This is a genomic window from Flavobacterium sp. WC2509, assembly GCF_052683105.1.
In genome coordinates this window covers 729,882-747,997 of the sequence record NZ_JBQZFG010000001.1, presented here as the reverse complement: position 1 = coordinate 747,997, position 18,116 = coordinate 729,882, and the positions used below count along the sequence as shown (strand labels likewise).

Here is an 18,116-nt window from a genome sequence, read left to right as displayed (position 1 = left end):
ATGAATAAAATTAAATATTGTGTGCTCTCATTTTTGGTTTGTCATCTGGTTTCATTTGGACAAGCAAAGGATAAACCTGAAATAGCCCCAATGGAGTGGGCTAAGAGAATGGCAGATTCTGATCAAAAACGGGTTCCGAATCCGGTATTTCTTGATGGAGTAAAATTTCCTAAATGGAATTATACCAATGGTTTGGTAACGCTTGCAGATCAGAAGTTGTATGAATATACTAAAGAACAAAAGTACTGGGACTACGGAGTTTTGTATGCTGACCAGTTAATTGATAAAGAAGGAAAGATTCTTGGTGGCTACGAATTGAAAAAGTACAGTCTTGATTTAATAAATTCTGGAAAAATACTTTTTGAAATCTATAAAAAAACAGGAGATGTACGCTATAAAAAAGCAATGGATACACTCCACAAACAATTGGAATCACACCCAAGAAACTCAGATGGCGGTTATTGGCACAAGAAAAGTTATCCTTGGCAAATGTGGCTTGACGGTGTTTATATGGCAGACCCATTTTCGGCACAATATGGAGCAGTTTTCAATGTTCCAAAAGCAATTGATGATGCTATTTTACAGGCAGAGCTTATTCAAAAACACACTTTCGATTCTAAAACTGGTTTGAATTTTCATGGTTATGATGAGAAGCGGGCACAATTTTGGGCAAATAAAGAAACAGGACTTTCTTCTCATATATGGGGACGCGCTCAAGGCTGGTATTGTATGGCTTTGGTAGATATTTTAGATTTTGTTCCAGCAGATCATCCCAAGAGAAAAGATTTGATAAAAATTGTTCAAAAAGTATTCACAGCTGTTCTCAAAGCACAGGAAAAAGATTCAGGTGTGTGGTGGCAAGTTATGGACCAGCCTGGACGGAAAGGCAATTATTTGGAATCAACCTGTTCGACCATGTTTGTTTATTCGTTTGCCAAAGCATATCACAACGGGTATGTCGGTTCTAAGTTTTTAAAATCGGCACGAACAGGTTTTAACGGAATCCTGAAACAATTCATAAAAGAGAATCCTGATGGAATTATTTCTATTACACGATGCTGTTCTGTTGCAGGATTGGGCGGAAAAAAACCAGAAGACAGAGATGGTTCATTTGAATACTATATTTCTGAACCTATTGGTGATAATGATGCTAAAGCAGTTGGCCCATTTGTTATGGCTGGTATCGAATTGCAAAAGGTTTTAGATAAAAAGTAGAATGATTATATAAAATTCAATCTAAACACATAGAAACATAGATTTTATTTTAAAAAGTAGAATATCAAAAGAAACACATTTCTTACACATAGCTATGTCTTTTAATGAATTAGTGAAACGCCTTTTTTTTGAGTTAGAGAAGCTATGTTTCTATGTGTTTAAAAAAAATATCAAAATTATGATAAAAATTAAAACAGTTTCCTTTATCGGATTAGTAATGTTCTCCCTGATTTTCTGTAACAATATCGTTGCTCAAAATAAATCTAAAACAAAAAGTAAGGCGTTAGAAGAAACGAAACTTCCTTTTAATATGCCAAATGTGCAGATTCCAAAATTTAAAACGGATACTTTGAATATTGTTGATTTTGGGGCCATTCCAAATACTAAGGAACTGTGTACAAAAGCCATCAACGATGCTATTACCAAATGTTCGAAATCTGGTGGAGGAGTTGTTGTTATTCCTTCTGGAATGTGGACTTCAGGGCCTATTTATATGAAAAGCAATGTCAATTTACATGCTAAAAATGGTGCTTACATTTTGTTTACGAGTGATTTAGATCAATATAAATTGGTTAATACTTATTTTGAAGGGAATAAAGTTATCCGATGCGAATCTCCTATTATGGGATTTGATCTGGAAAATATTGCCATTACTGGACAGGGAATTTTTGACGGAAATGGTTCCAAATGGAGACCTGTTAAATCTAGTAAAATGGGTGAGGAGCAATGGAAAGAACTTATTAAGTCTGGTGGAATTCTATCTAAAGATCGTAAAACCTGGTATCCTTCAGAAGGTTCTTTTATAGGAAATGAAGAAAAAGATAAACTTCCAAAAATAGCAACAGTAGACAATATGAAACCCTACAAACATGTGCTGCGCCCAGTTATGGTAAGCCTTGTTAATTGCAAAAAAATGCTGTTGGATGGTGTCACTTTTCAGAATTCCCCTGCTTGGAATGTGAATCCGCTGATGTGTGAAAACGTAACAATAAGCAATTTAACTATACGTAATCCTTGGTATTCCCAAAATGGAGATGGTCTTGACATAGAATCTTGCCGAATCGGAACGGTAACCAATTGTAGTTTTGATGTGGGTGATGATGCTATCTGTATAAAATCGGGTAAAGATCAGGAAGGACGCGAACGCGGAAAGCCAACGGAGTTATTTGTAATCACCAATTGTGTAGTGTATCATGGTCATGGAGGTTTCGTAATTGGGAGTGAGATGTCTGGTGGGGTTAAAAATCTATTTGTTAAGAATCTCACATTTATCGGTACAGATTGTGGATTGCGTTTTAAGTCCGTTCGAGGTAGAGGCGGGTTAGTAGAAAATATTTGGATGGAAGACATTAGAATGCGTGATATACCTGGCGATGCAATAAACTTTAATCTGTACTACTTTGTTAAGGGAGCAGTTGAAGACCCTGTTACTGGCGAAATGGTTGTGAATAAAGAAGTTGTAACTGTAGAAACTCCTGCCTTCAAGAATATGTATTTCAAAAATATTTATGTCGATGGAGCTAAACAAGCCTTAAAAATTATGGGTATCCCAGAAATGCCTGTCCAAAATATCCAATTTAAGAATATGATTATTCAATCAGAAGCAGGTATTCAAGTTAATTATGGAACTAATATTGAATTCGACAATGTCAACCTAAAGCTAGAAAAAACAGGCGTTTCGGCAAGATTTTTTAACAGTCAAAATATCGATTTAAAAGGATTTAATACTTCTGGAGAAAACAAAGTTTTTATGGTTGGAGGAACCACAACCAAAAATGTGACTTTGAATATGCAAAACAGAAAATTAGATTCTGATAACATAAATGTACTAGAATCGATTAAAAGCGAAGTAAAAATAATTGAGTAAAAAGGTTATAAATGTTTGTCCCCAAATTGTCATATAACCATAACTGATCCTACTTAAACTTTATAAAACAGAATACAAATGAACTTTTAATTTGAATTATAAAAAACCTTAAAAGGGATTTTAATTGATTCGAATTTTAATTTAAGAAGAATATAATGAGCTATTTAACTAAACCAAACAAACTTAAAAATGAAAAAACAATTACTTATTTGTTTATTGCTGCTACTATTTACAGCAATAGGCTTTTCGCAAACAGTTCAGAAAATTGAAGCTGAAAATTATAATTTAAACTCTGGAGCAAAGAAAGAAACGAATGCCGCTTTTTCTGGAGGTGGAAATCTTGGGTATATTAAAAACAATACCTGGGTTAGTTTCACTGGACATGTTTTTAATCAATATGACACTAGTTTTAATGTAATGGCTGCTGGAGCAACCGGAGGAACCATTGAGTTTCGATTGGATTCGGCAACAGGAACTTTAATCGGAACAGCCACTGTATCAGGATCCACATCATTTACAGATTACAAAATGTTTTCGACTACAATTACACCTACAACCGGAACACATGATTTATATCTTGTTTTTAAACATCCGACAAATACTGGATATTTATTCAATATAGATTATTTAGAAAAAATAACGACTGTTCCAGGCGCAGTTACTTATACTTTGGCCACAAATGTCAGCCCTGCTTCATCAGGCACAGTTTCTTTGAATCCTGGGGGAAGCCAATTTATTCAAGGAACTGCAATTACATTAACCGCAAATAAAAACTTTGGGTACAATTTTGTTCGATGGGTAGATGGTAATGGAGCACTAGTTTCAACTGCAAATCCATATACTTTTACCATTAATTCAAATGCTACTCTTGTTGCAGAATATGCTGTAGTTGATACTTATACTTTGACCGTAAATGTTAACGGAGCATTCGGATTAGGTGAATATACTGTTTCTCCTACTGGTAAGGATGGTGCATTTTCTGTTTACGAAAAAGGAACGAATGTTACGATAACCGCTGTTGAAAATGACATCGTTAAATTTAGTAATTGGTCTAATGGATTAACAGCATTGAATACTTCAGTAACAATGGATGCAGATAAAAGCATAACAGCAACTTATGATAATGTATCGTTTATCGCAGGTTGGACATTTAAAACCGATCAATATGCTCATCCGAGGGTTGCTGAATTATACTCTAGTGCTGACAACAAACCACAGTTATTTGCTTATAATATCAATGATAATATTGTTACTCCCAATGTGAGACTTCAAAATAGAGGAGGAAAAAATGGCTTTTGTGTATGGAATACTATTAGAGGAGATTTTTTCTATTTTATGACTTCTTTCTCAACAGTTGGATACAAAAATATTAATATCTCATCTGGCCTGATTGGTTACTATTATGGTTGTGATCAATGGACACTTCAATATTCACTAGATGGTGTAAACTTTGTCGACATGTCTAGCTTAACTACTATAAACACGAGTTCAATTACATCAATTGGAGGAATACTTCCAGTGGAAGCAGAAGGAAAAACGAAAGTATATATCAGATGGATTCCTAATGTGAATGGGACAAAACATGGAAGCGCTATAGATGTAACTGCAACAGTTTTGTCTAATGTTATGGTAAAAGCCGATGAGGTTCTTGTTTTGGATGGAACAGCTCCAATACTTCAATCCACGCTTCCTGCAGCAGCTTCAACCACAGTTGGTGCTAGTGGAAATATTATTTTGACGTATGATGAAAAAGTAAAATTAGGAACTGGAACTGTATCTCTTAATGGGAAAGTTTTAACTCCAGAATTTGTAAATAAAACTGTCAAGTTCAGCTATTTTGGATTAGACTATAACACACAATATACTTTCAATCTGCCAGCTGGATTAGTTATAGATCTTTCTGGAAATAGCGCTGGAGCAGTGAATTTGACATTTAAAACAATGGTAAAGCCAGTTCCTGCCAAACGTATATTTAATTTGATTGTAGATGCTAATGCAACTGCTTTGCAAGTGGCTTCTGGGAAATATGTAAAAACCATTGCCGAGGCATTTAATGCGGCACCAGCAAATTCATCAACGAGATTTTTGGTACTGATTACTAATGGCACTTATAATTTAGGTGGTGATGGTATAAATCCTCAAGGGAATGTTTTACAGCTTCCATCAGGGAAAAATAACGTATCCTTAATTGCTCAATCAAAGGATAAGGTAATTCTTCAGGGAAATCCTGGGCAAGGGATTAAAAATGCTGTTCTGTCTATTGAAGCCAATGATTTATACATGGAAAATATAACTATCGAGCATACTGACGGAGTGGTTAATTCTGGTCAGAAACCTGCTCTTAATCCTGCTGGAGATAGAAATGTTTATAACGGAGTTAGATTGAGAAGTAGACAAGATACCCAAGTTACCGGGGGTACTCGAAGTTTCTATTATAAATCTACAATTGAAGGAGATGTCGATTTTATTTGTGGAGGAGGAACGCATTGGTTTGAAGAGTGTAAGCTCGTTTCTGTTGGAGGTGGTTATATTGTAGCTCCCAATCATATTGCTAGTGACCAATATGGATATGTCTTTAATAATAATACAATTACCGCAGCTACAGGATATTATTTAGGACGTCCTTGGCAAAATTCTCCTAGAGCAGTTTATCTAAATACAACAATGGTAAATGAACCTAATACTCAAGGTTGGACAAGTATGGGAACTTTGCCTGCAATTTTTGCAGAGTACAATAGTGTAAATGCAAATGGAGTAGCTATTAATACAGCCAATAGAACGAATGTGTTTTCAGTAAGTGGTGTTAATCAAACAGGAAATTATAATCCTGTATTAACTAGTGTACAGGCAGCTGATTATACAATAGAGAATGTTCTTAGCCGAGCAGACAAATGGGATCCGCGTTTAGTGGTAGAACAAATAGCAGCACCAGCTAATCTTTCTAATCTAGGGAACAACAAACTTAAATGGGATGACAATCAATATGCTATTTGCTATGTGGTGAGCAGGGATGGTAAAGTGTTAGCAATCACAACTGATGCCACATATACTGATACTTCTGCAACAGGAGGGAATTACGTGTATGCAGTACAAGCGGCTAATGAATACGGAGGTTTAAGTACTATCAACACTCTAAATACTTTAGGATTGGAAACAATAAAAGAATCAACTGGGGTAACTGCATATCCAATGCCTACAAATGGTGTTGTCAACCTAACGTTGCCTGAAGGAATTGGAAGTCTTAATTATGATATTTATTCTATTCAAGGACAAAAGGTAAAAAAAGGAGTGTTGCCAGCTAATATGGCTCGTTCAATAGATTTAGGCACATTAAATTCTGGTGTTTACATTATTAGTATGAAAAATACAGAAGGAGTTATTTATAAAGTGAAAGTGATTAAAAATTAATGCGACGAGCATATAACTATTTAACAAAATTAAAAACTAAAGTAAAAATGAAAAAACAATATTTTATTTCCTTATTGCTGATATTCTTTTCAGTAATGGGATTTTCGCAAACGGTTCAACGAATCGAAGCAGAAAATTATAGTACTTTTAATGGAGTAGCTACAGAAATTAATGCAGCTCTTTCTGGTGGTAAGAATATAGGAAGTTGTAAAAATGGATATTGGGTTAAATTCGCAGGACATGTCTTTAATCAATATGATACCCGTTTTGATATTGCAAGTGCCTGTAAAACGCAAACAGGATCGCCAACAGTAGGTTCTTTCGCTGGGACAGTTGAATTAAGAATCGATGCGGTCAATGGTGCTCTAATTGGTACAGCCAATATTAATGCGACTTCAACTGCAAATTGGACAACTTATCAAATTTTTCCTGTTACTATAGCAATTACTACGGGAGCACATGATTTGTATTTTGTATTTAAACCTGTTACTGGAAATACGTATGTAGGTAATTTTGATTATTTTGAAAAAGTAACCAATGACCCAGGTGTTGCCATTTATAATTTATCAACCAATGTGAGTCCGGCTTCTTCGGGAACAATTATTGCAAGTCAATCCGGCACCCAATTTGCTGATGGCACTCAAGTAAGTTTGACGGCAAATCCCGAATATGGATTTGTTTTTTCGAAATGGGTGGATGAAAACGGAGCCCTTGTTTCAACCAATAGAACAATTGCGTTTGCCATGACAGCAAATACTACTCGTATTGCGCAATTTGTAGCAGAGACTTTTCCTGACGTTGCTACTACCCAGATTCTACCTAATATACCTTCAACCCAATATATAATTACCGAGGCAATATATGGGGGCAGTACCTCTAATCTTGATAATTCGGTGGCAATAAATGCAGCAATAAATGCAGCAAACGCCGCGGGAGGTGGTACGGTTGTTATTCCTGCCAATGCTTCACCTTTTTTAAGTGGCCCTATCACGTTGAAAAATAATGTCAACCTTCAAATTTCGACCGGAGCAACTTTACAATTGATGCCTTACGGAAACGGAAATGGGCTTCCTGCTGGTTCTTATCCTAACAGCGGAACAGCAGATAGTTATACAACATTTATCTATGGAGAAAACCTTACCAATATTGCAATAACTGGAGGAGGTACGATTGAAGGAGACGGTAGTGCTTGGTGGACAGCCTTTGATGCCACTGGTATTGGTCGTCCAGGTATAATACGTTTTAAGGCTTGTAATAAGGTTTTGATTTCTGATATTTCAGTACACAACGCTCCAAACGTTAGTCTTACCATGGGAAAAAGCGGTAGCGGCCGTGGATTTAACGCAACAATCAAGAATGTAACAGTTATAGCACCTGAAACTGCTCCAAATACAGATGCCTTAGATGTGTGGTACTGGGATGGATTGGATGTTTTGAACTGTAAATTCTCTGTAGGTGATGATGATGTGGCTGTAGATGCCAATTCTCAGAATATTAAAATTAAAAATTGTGCTTTTGGAGAAGGTCATGGTGTTTCGATAGGAAGTTATACTTCTAATGTAAATAATGTTTTTGTGGATAATTGTAGTTTTAATGGTACTTCAAACGGATTTCGTCTGAAATCAGCCATTGACCGTGGAGGAAATGAAACAACATTCTACTATTCGAATATAACGATGGATAATGTATCGACTCCGTTTGCGATTACCAGTTGGTATCCCAAAGAGCCTACAGCTGCGCCATCAACTCTAATACCAGGAACAATCACGAGTACAACCCCAACATGGAAAAATATTACGTTCAAAAATATTACCGTAAACAACTCCACAAATGCAGGAATGTTCTATGGTTTACCGGAATCTCCGATTACCAATGTTGTTTTTGATAACGTAAAAATTAACGCAAACTCTGGAATGACTGCCAATTTTGTGACAGGATTAGTATTTCAAAACTGCTCTTCAATCACTATTCCAACCGGTAGAGGAAATGCTATCACTTCCTATAAGGCTGAAACGGTTAGTGCTAGTAATGTAATAAACGGAGTCAATACAATATCGGGAGCTTCAACGTCATGTAATTTGTCTGTGGAGGATATACATTTTACTAATAAATTTTCTATTTATCCAAACCCAGTAAAAGGAGATAATTTCACTGTAAATACGGATTCAGGTATTGCAAAAATTATAGTTTATACGCTTTCCGGTGTTAAAATTAAAGAGGTAAATGGGAACGATTCAACACAACAAACAGTTGATATAAAAGATCTTTCTGCGGGGTATTATATTGTAAAAACTGTTTTGAGTAATGGAAAAATCAGCAATTCTAAGTTAATTAAAGAATAAAACGATACTCAGTACTTTAATACTATGGGATACAAGAATGGTTTTCTGAAGAGGTTCGATTTTGAAACACTTTCACCAAAATCATTCTTGGCAATTCCCCAATTCATAAATCAAAAAAGATTTTTTAAAAATTAAGTGTGAAAGAAAATAAGATAAAACTACTTGTTTATGAGGTAGTTGTTTTCACTGAGTGCTAAACTTTAAACGTTATAAGGTATGAATTAATAAAATTATTGAACCGAAACACCTTCTAGATCTTAATTTATTAAAATTTGGATAAGGAAGGATTTGAAACTTTATTAATAAATCAAAAAACAAAACTAAAAAAATATTTATTATGTCTAAAATTACTCAAAATTATTTTCAAGAAAAAAGTAAAAGAACAACCAAAGGATTGTCTCTATTTGTGTTATTATTAATTGGAACACAGATGAGCTGGGGGCAAAAGCAAATTATAGGCTCCTTTCCGGCAATGGAAGGAGGGTTTGAAGTGACGCCTTATACTATAGTTACTAATGGAAATTCAACAATTCCTACAGCTCAATGGCAAACCAATGCATCATCATTTACTGCGGCTTTCTACAATGCAAGTACAGATGCTTCGAATGTAAGAACTGGTATTCAAAGTTTATCTATTTCAAACACTGGTAATTCAAAATATTTGACTAGTCCCAATGCTGTACTGAGCCCATTAACCGAATATACCGTACAGTATTTCATTAAGTACACTAGTGATGTTACTAATACTGTTGCATCACCTTTATTGACGGGTGCAGTTAGTGCAACTGCAGGTCCTACCACATATGATGGAACTCTTACAACTGGTATATGGATAAAAGCTTATAAAACAGTAATTACAATAGATCCTGTTAAGTCAAATTCTGCTGGTTTAAATGGAAAAACTGCGACCACTGCGACCGCAGCTTATCTTGATGATTTGGTACTATATCAGGGACCTTATGACGCAACCGCCCCAGATGCACCAAAAGCACAGACTGTAAGCGGTCTTAATGTAAGTTGGACTGCACCAGATAATGGAGTTGACGGAGGTGGATATCTAGTAGTTCGTTATTCCACAAGCCCTAATGCCAGCAATATCCCAAATGCAAATGGTATTTATGCCAAAGGCAATACCATCACAAATGGTGGAAAAACGGGAACTGTTGTTTATACAGGAATTGCAACCTTATTTACTGATGATGTTCCAGGATCGGTTTCTGGTTCTGATTATTATGAAATATTTACTGTTGATAAAGCTTTTAATTATTCTACGAATTTAGTTATAGCATCATCCGCTGCATTGAAAGTTGATTCTCAAAGTTTTAATGAAAACAAAGTAATAGTGTATAAAAAAGACGGTGTTTTAAATGTAAACTCGACAGGAAGCAACATCAACAACATCAAGGTATATGATATTCAAGGAAAATTGCTTGCAGAACAAAAAAATCTAAATTCAAATACTGTAGTAATTAAAAACTTAAAAGCGACTAACCAAATATTGATTGTCAAAATAACTTCTGAAGACAATTTGGAAGTAATCAAGAAAGTAGCCAATTAATAGCTTCTGATATTTTATAAAACAAAATACAAAATGATGTTATTGATGTGGTTAAATTTCGAAGTTAATCAAAGAATAAATGAATGGTTACAAGAATAATCGTTAAATAAGTTTTCAAATTTTGGGGCTAAAGTTTCATCTTTCGCCCCTTTAATTCCCTTTTATATTTAATATTAATTTTTAATTTTTTTTACTAATGAGCAATAATTTAGCTTTTGCAGATTACGCAGTATTTATCATCTATTTTATAGTAGTATCTGTTTATGGATACATCATTTATCGTAAACGCGAAAGAAATGAACACGATGCCAAAGCCTATTTCCTGGCTGAGGGAACTTTAACGTGGTGGGCAATTGGAGCCTCTTTAATTGCTTCCAACATTTCGGCAGAACAATTTATCGGAATGAGTGGTGAAGGATTCTTTTTAGGAATTGCTGTTGCTGCTTATGAGTGGTTGGCAGCTGTTGCTTTGATTATTGTGGCGGTTTGGTTTATTCCTGTTTATTTGAAAAACAAGATTTATACCATGCCTCAATTTTTGAAAACTAGATACAACGAATCAACGGCTTTAATTATGGCGGTTTTTTGGTTGTTTTTATACGTTTTCGTGAATTTGACTTCTATATTATATTTAGGTGCTGTTGCCATCAATGGATTAGCTGGAGGTGAATACCTGCACGTTATTATGGTAGGATTAGCAGTTTTTGCTTTAATTATTTCTTTAGGAGGTATGAAAGTAGTGGCTTATACCGATGTAATTCAGGTTGCCGTTTTAATCATTGGAGGTTTGGTTACTTCTTATATTGCTTTGACTACAGTTGCTCAATATTTTGGTTTTGGTCAGGATGCTATTGCAGGTTTTCAAGTATTATTAGAAAAAGCACCAGAGCATTTCAAAATGATTATTCCTAGACCTACAGAGACTTCTACTCAATTAGAAATTGATAAATACTTAACTTTTCCTGGATTAATGTCTTATTTGGCAGGTATTTGGATAATCAATCTTAATTATTGGGGTTGTAATCAATACATTACTCAAAGAGCTTTAGGAGCCGATTTGCAAACTGCCCGTACAGGAATTTTATTTGCTGGATTTTTAAAATTATTAATGCCACTTATCGTAATGTTGCCTGGTATTGCTGCTTATGTTTTATACCAAAACGGACATTTACCACAATTAGTTGGTGGAAAAGATGGAGCATATTCTGCAATGTTAACTTTCCTTCCTACAGGTTTAAAAGGATTATCTGTTGCAGCTTTAACAGCAGCGATTGTTGCTTCTTTGGCTGGTAAAGTAAACAGTATTTCGACTATTTATACATTAGACGTACACAAAAAATACATTCAAAAAGACGCATCAGATAACTCTCAGGTAAACATCGGAAGATATGCGGTTTTTGCGGCCATGCTTTTGGCTGTTTTGTTTACTTGGAATGATGTACTTGGAATTGGTGGTGTAGGTGGTTTTACTTATATTCAAAAATATACTGGTTTTATTAGTCCTGGAGTATTCGCTATGTTTTTCCTTGGGATGTTCTGGAAAAGAACAACTGGTACGGCAGCTATTGTTGGTGTAATTTCAGGTTTCTTATTATCAGTTTTATTCAATGAATTTGCACCTGCATTATTCGGAAATGAAACATTATTGTATACTGCTTGGCCTACTGGAAAAATCGTAGACGGAATTCCATTATACGAAATCCCTTTTCACATTTGTATGGGATTATCATTTGTATTTACTATGCTTTTAATGATCGCTATCAGTATGGCTGGTCCAAAAGTAAATCCAAAAGCATTCGAATTGGATACAGAAATGTTTAAATTAAAACCACAAACGACAGTAATGATTGTTATCACTTTGTTGATTATTTTTGCTCTGTACGCTAAGTTTTGGTAATAGTTTGAATTAAGGATATATGTCAATGTTATTAAGTTAGGAGATTAAATGACAAAATAATTGCTGATTTTTGATTAACGATTTTTGATTTCAGATGTAAAAGTACTCGTTAATCGACACTCTAATATTTAGTTACACCAAATCTGAAATCAAAATCGTTAATCCTCAATCTAAAATCACTTAACTTAATGGCATTTGGACGCATATTGGTCTAGATTTTTGACCAAAAAATATTTAATAATTAAAAATGAGATTATTTAATAAAATTATTTTGTTGCTATGTCTTTTTCTGAGTTTCCAAATTGGGGCTCAGAATAAGAGTAGCATTATTCCAAAGGATACTTCTTATAATGTAGCCAATGAATTTAGGAAAAACAGTAAGCGTTTTCCAGAAATAAAAGTGGCTAAAGATATACTGCCAGTTGGAGTTGTTGAACATAGAGAACTTATTTATACAACATTAAAAAATACACCTTTTGGCGACAGAGATTTACATTTGGACGTTTTCTCTCCAAAAAAATCTGGAAAATATCCCGCTTTAATTATGGTTCATGGTGGAGGATGGAGATCAGGAAATAAAACATTACAGATTCCGATGGCACAAAAATTAGCAGCCAAAGGCATCGTAACGGTATGTGTCGAATACCAACTTTTGTTGGAAGCAAAATATCCAGCAGCTGTTTTTAATATCAAATCGGCGGTAAGATGGATGCGTGCCAATGCAGAAAAGTATAATATTGACCCAAATAAAATTGCTATTTCAGGTTGCTCAGCCGGCGGACAGCTAGCTATGCTCGTTGGACTTACAAATGGAGTTGCATCCAAAGAAGGAGATCAGGGTAATTTAGGTTTTTCAAGTGATATTCAGGCTATTGTTGATATTGATGGAGTGGTCGATTTTATGGCACCTACATCTCTTAATTTAACCCGAAAACCGAATTCTCCAGATGTAGAATGGCTGGGAGGTACTTTTTATGAAAAACCAGAAGTTTGGAAAGATGCTTCAAGTATTTTCTGGGCAAATGAAAAGTCTTGTCCAATCTTGTTTATCAATAGTGGATATCCAAGATTTCACGCAGGTCAGGATGAGTTAATCGGAATGATGAAAGATTGGGGAATCTATACCGAAGTCCATAAATTTGATGTAAAAATCCATCCTTTTTGGCTGTTTGAACCGTGGGTAGATCCTACAGTTGATTACATTTATACCTTTTTAATTAAAAATTTAAATAAATAATACCTATTTGTTTTATGAAATAAGCATCACTGAAAATTGGAGGTAATCACCAAGGGAGCTATGCGAATTACATATGACAAAAAAAATAATAAATATTTCCATATGAAGAAGATTGCTATTTTAAAATACATTTTTTTATGCCTGCTTGTTTCTCAATCATTTTTTGCACAAACGGCCAAATTTAAAAAAGGTAAATACAATTTTGTTGTAGCACAAGACGGAAGCGGCGACTATAAAACGGTGCAAGAAGCATTTAATGCTGTTACAAAATTAAAGTCGGAGCGCACTGTTATTTTTGTAAAAAGTGGAACATACAAAGAAGTTATAACTTTAGAGGCCGATAAAAATAACGTCACTTTAATTGGAGAAGATATGGATAAAGTTATTTTGACTTTTGATAATTATTCAAGCAAAATAAACCCAGTAACGAATAAAGGCTATGGTACAGGTGGCTCTTCTAGTTGCTTTATAATAGGGGCTGATTTTTATGCAAAAAACATAACGTTTGAAAATTCTTCGGGAGCAGTAGGTCAGGCATTGGCAATTAGTATTCAGGGAGATAAAGCGGTATTTAAAAACTGTAAATTTTCAGGTTTCCAGGATACAATGTATGGAGCAGATGGGAGACAATATTTCAAGGATTGTTATATAGAAGGTTCAACAGATTTTATTTTTGGTAGCTCTACGGCATTTTTTGATAATTGTAAATTATATACCAAAGGCGGTAGTGCTATTACAGCAGCTTCTACCAAAGAGTATATAAATTTTGGCTATGTATTTAACAATTGTAAAATTACCGGAACTGGATCACGCATCACTACATTGGGCAGACCATGGAGGCCTTATGCAGCTGTAGCTTTTTTAAACACTGAAATGTCCGATGCTATAAAGCCCGCAGGTTGGGATAACTGGAGAAAAGTAGAAAATGAAGCTACAGCCAGATATAGCGAATATAATTCTTCGGGAACTGGCGCTTCTCCAACTGAAAGGGTAAAGTGGATGAAAAATTTAACAGCAGATCAGGCAAAATTATATACAGTAGAAAATGTTTTTAAAACTACTTATGCAAATCCTCCAGTTATCGATAATTGGAATCCAAACAAGGTTATTAATTTATACAAATAGAATTTATGATGAGGCTTCCAAAAAAGGTAAGACTGGTATTTGCAATTTTAATTATTGTTTTAGTAACCACAACTTCATTCGCACAGAAACAACGAATAGTACAAGATATATCCAATAACAATTGGCAACTTTGGTTAGATCCTGCTGCCCAATGGCAAAACGACGTATTGTTTACTCCTCCCGTAGATATTAAAAAATTACCTATCAATCTTCCAACTGGCGGTTGGGAAGTACTTCAAAAAGGAGAAAGCAAAACAGTACATCTTCCGGCAACAGTCGAAGAATTTCATTGGGGAATGAATAAGAATCCGTTTGGAGTTGCGGGTAATTATTTGGGGATTTCATGGTTTACAACTCAAGTTGAGGTTCCTTCATCAATGAAAGGCAAGCGAATTGTTTTGCATTTTGAAAGTGTTCGTTTTAGAGCTGAGGTATTTGTAAACCAAAAACTGGCAGGTTATGATTTAGTTAATGGAACTCCTTTTGATGTTGATATTACCGATTATGTGACCATCGGAAAATCAAATTCCATAGCGGTTCGAATTACAGATCCAAATGGAAATTTCGATTGGAGAGACAGTTCCAATTATATGTGGGGCGATTACCGCACGAATCCAACACACGGTTTTGGCGGAATCACAGGAAAAGTTAGTATTGTAGCTACTGAAGATGTTTTTGTGAATGATATTTTCATCAAAAACAAACCCGTCCTTAATGAAATTGATGCCGAAATTTCGTTGACAAATAATACTACGGCAACTTTTAAAGGAGATATTTTATTAGAAGTAAGCGAAAGAAAAACAGGTACTTCAGTTTGGAAACAAAGCTTTCCAATTGAAGCGACTACTGGAGAAAACAGTCCAAAATCTTTTACTATTAAAATCGATAATGCAAAACTTTGGGATGTTGACAATCCTAATTTATATGTATTAAAAGCTTCGCTTAAAAACGAGAAAGAGCTAAAAGATGTTGTGGAGAAAAAGTTTGGTTTTCGTTGGTTCGAAGTCAAAGATATCGATGGCGACAAACAGTTTTACTTGAACAACAAACGCATTGTGATAAGAACAGCAATATCTTGGGGTTTTTGGCCTGTAAACGGAATTGCACCAAGCGATGAATTGGCCAAAAAACAAATTGCAGATGCCAAAGCGATTGGTTTGAATATGCTTAATTTTCATCGCACCATTGGTCAAACAAATGTTTTGGATTATGCCGATGAAATGGGATTGCTTTACTTTCAGGAACCTGGTGGAAATCAATATCCTGCCAATCAATTCAATCCTAAAAATGATTTAGAAAAGAAACAAGCTAATTTCTATTTTGCTGCTCGTGATGAAAAGTTCTTTAGAATGATAAAACGTGACAGAAGCCATCCTTCATTGGTTATTTATAATATGCATAATGAAAGAGGAGCAGAGCCACAAAAAAGAGACAGTCTGCAAATGTTGACTGGTCATAAGTTGGATCCAACAAGAATAATGACTTACAATTCCAGTAATGGTCCAATAAAAATAGGGAAAGATCCACGTTTTAAATTACATCTATTGCCATATAGTGACCAGTTTCATGATTATGGCTGGTTCGACCAGCATCATGCAGGCGGTCCAGGAGTGTATCATGATAATTTATACAAAAGCACTACTAATTATGCAAAGTACACAGACCATAAAGATGAAATTATTTATTATGGTGAAGAAGGCGCGATAGGTACGCCACCAAGATTGCAATTGATTAGAGATGAAATTCTAAAAAGAGGGGCAACTATTGGCTGGGAAAGTGACGATTATTTGAAATGGTATGATGCTTATGATGATTTCCTGAAAAAAAGTGACTTTCAAAAATCGTTTCCAAATGTGGACAGCTTGACCAGAAAAATGGGTAATGTATCTTTTTATTACCAAGGAAGAACGATTGAAAATGTCCGAATCAATAATACTATAGATGGTTATGCGGTAAATGGTTGGGAAAGTATGAAACTGGAAAACCATTCGGGAATTGTAGACAATTATCGAAATCTTAAAGGTGATGCCGATTTAATTGCTCGCTATAATAAACCCTTGTATGTGGCAGTAAAATTGACCAATAAGGTTTTGTCTGTAAAAGATACAACGACTGTTGATTTTTTTATTGTAAACGAAAAAGACATCAAAGGGAAATTTGATTTAAGAGTTAAAGCCACAAACAATAAGAAAGAAATTGTTTGGACAAAAACAATTCCAGTAACCGTAAGCGGTGGAATTAAGTATGGAGAATTATTGTCTTCTAAAAATGCTTTTGTACCACAAACAGAAGGATACACAAAAATTACTGCCGAATTGGTGTCCAAAGATAATTCAGTTATCACCACAGGAAGCGACGAATTATTTGCCGTAAAATTAAACAAAGAAAAAATAGCTTCCAATATTATAGTTGCCGATACTACGGGGGTTGTTGGTAAGTATTTTGATTCTGAAAAAATTAATTTCAAAACCTACAAAAGCGGAACTCCATCTGGAAATTGTCTGGTAATTGGAGCTTTTAAACCACAGCAAACAGGAAATCCATTGGTTACCGATCTTTTAGAATGGGTAAATAATGGAAACACAATTGTCGTAGTCAATGATATAGATATTTGGTCAACGTATTTTGCCAAAAAAGAAGTAGCTGATTACAGAGGATTTAAGACATTAGGAACTTCTTGGTACGGAGGAAATTATTTTGTAAAAGAGAGCAAATGGTTCGAAGGTTTGCCACAATCTTGCGTGTTCAATTGGGAATACCAATGTTTTGCAACCTATAACAAAAACAGAATCGGGCTACGAATGTTCAACGGCGAAACTATCGTTGGTTGCGTTTCCGATCATAAGCAAGAAGTCTATTCTGCTCTAAGTATAGTGCCTCACGGAAGAGGGAAAATCATCTTTTGTGCGCTGGATATTTTTGCTTGTATAAAAGAAAATGCTATACTTAAAAAAGCAGAAGGTGATGGTGAAAATGCCGCTATGAACACTTTTAACGTATCCATTAAAAATAAAGCAAATATTGTGGGACAACAGCTTTTACTGAATTTATTGAAATAATTTGAGTTGAAATATTTTTTTGGAAACAACCAAAACAAGAGCCTGAAAACATTGAGTTTTCAGGCTTTTTTTATGGAATGAATTCTGTTGAAATGGAACAAGTGATACCAAAGAAAATTATTGGACGTGATTTTCAATCTCTTTCAAAAAATAAAGATAAATCTCAGTTTCTATTAGACCTCGTAGAGGTTAACTGTTTGTAGAAATAGAAATTTGTTTCAATGATCAAGCTCCTTGGGAGCGACCTGTATTTGTATATTTTAGGTCGCTCCCAAGGAGCTTGATGGCTTGGGTGTGTTATTTTCTACAAACAGTTAACCTCTACGAGGTTTTGTTTTGAATTCTATTTAAAGAAGGTGAAAACATTGGATTAAATTATATTAGGCATTGTACTCGTTTTATTGGTGA

The 18,116-nt window shown here is 34.8% G+C and carries 9 protein-coding genes; all 9 read left to right on the top strand.

Features of this window, described 5'->3' with window-relative positions; all coding sequences use genetic code 11:
• On the top strand, positions 1–1,215 hold the full coding sequence (locus tag ACUN3A_RS02870; RefSeq protein WP_445549847.1) for a glycoside hydrolase family 88/105 protein: 1,215 nt from the start codon (positions 1–3) through the stop codon (positions 1,213–1,215).
• A 178-nt stretch (positions 1,216–1,393) separates the two neighbouring features.
• Entirely contained in the window at positions 1,394–3,082 is a 1,689-nt protein-coding gene (locus tag ACUN3A_RS02865) for a glycoside hydrolase family 28 protein (protein ID WP_445549846.1), read from the top strand.
• 189 nt (positions 3,083–3,271) lie between these two features.
• Positions 3,272–6,490 (top strand): pectinesterase family protein, encoded by a 3,219-nt coding sequence (locus ACUN3A_RS02860; RefSeq protein ID WP_445549845.1) that lies wholly within the window; start codon positions 3,272–3,274, stop codon positions 6,488–6,490.
• Between the two features lie 47 nt (positions 6,491–6,537).
• Complete coding sequence (locus ACUN3A_RS02855; protein ID WP_445549844.1) at positions 6,538–8,832, top strand: glycosyl hydrolase family 28 protein; 2,295 nt, start codon at positions 6,538–6,540, stop codon at positions 8,830–8,832.
• 337 nt (positions 8,833–9,169) lie between these two features.
• Positions 9,170–10,390 carry a T9SS sorting signal type C domain-containing protein gene (locus tag ACUN3A_RS02850; RefSeq protein ID WP_445549843.1) on the top strand — a complete coding sequence of 407 codons (1,221 nt, stop codon included), beginning with the start codon at positions 9,170–9,172 and terminating at the stop codon, positions 10,388–10,390.
• A gap of 196 nt (positions 10,391–10,586) precedes the next feature.
• On the top strand, positions 10,587–12,287 hold the full coding sequence (locus ACUN3A_RS02845) for a sodium/sugar symporter (RefSeq protein WP_445549842.1): 1,701 nt from the start codon (positions 10,587–10,589) through the stop codon (positions 12,285–12,287).
• A 247-nt stretch (positions 12,288–12,534) separates the two neighbouring features.
• On the top strand, positions 12,535–13,524 hold the full coding sequence (locus tag ACUN3A_RS02840) for an alpha/beta hydrolase fold domain-containing protein (protein ID WP_445549841.1): 990 nt from the start codon (positions 12,535–12,537) through the stop codon (positions 13,522–13,524).
• 102 nt (positions 13,525–13,626) lie between these two features.
• Positions 13,627–14,649, top strand: coding sequence for a pectinesterase family protein (locus ACUN3A_RS02835; RefSeq protein ID WP_445549840.1), 1,023 nt, complete (start codon positions 13,627–13,629; stop codon positions 14,647–14,649).
• Between the two features lie 8 nt (positions 14,650–14,657).
• Positions 14,658–17,708, top strand: a complete 3,051-nt coding sequence (locus ACUN3A_RS02830; RefSeq protein WP_445549839.1) for a glycoside hydrolase family 2 protein — start codon at positions 14,658–14,660, stop codon at positions 17,706–17,708.
• Positions 17,709–18,116: the final 408 nt, after the last annotated feature.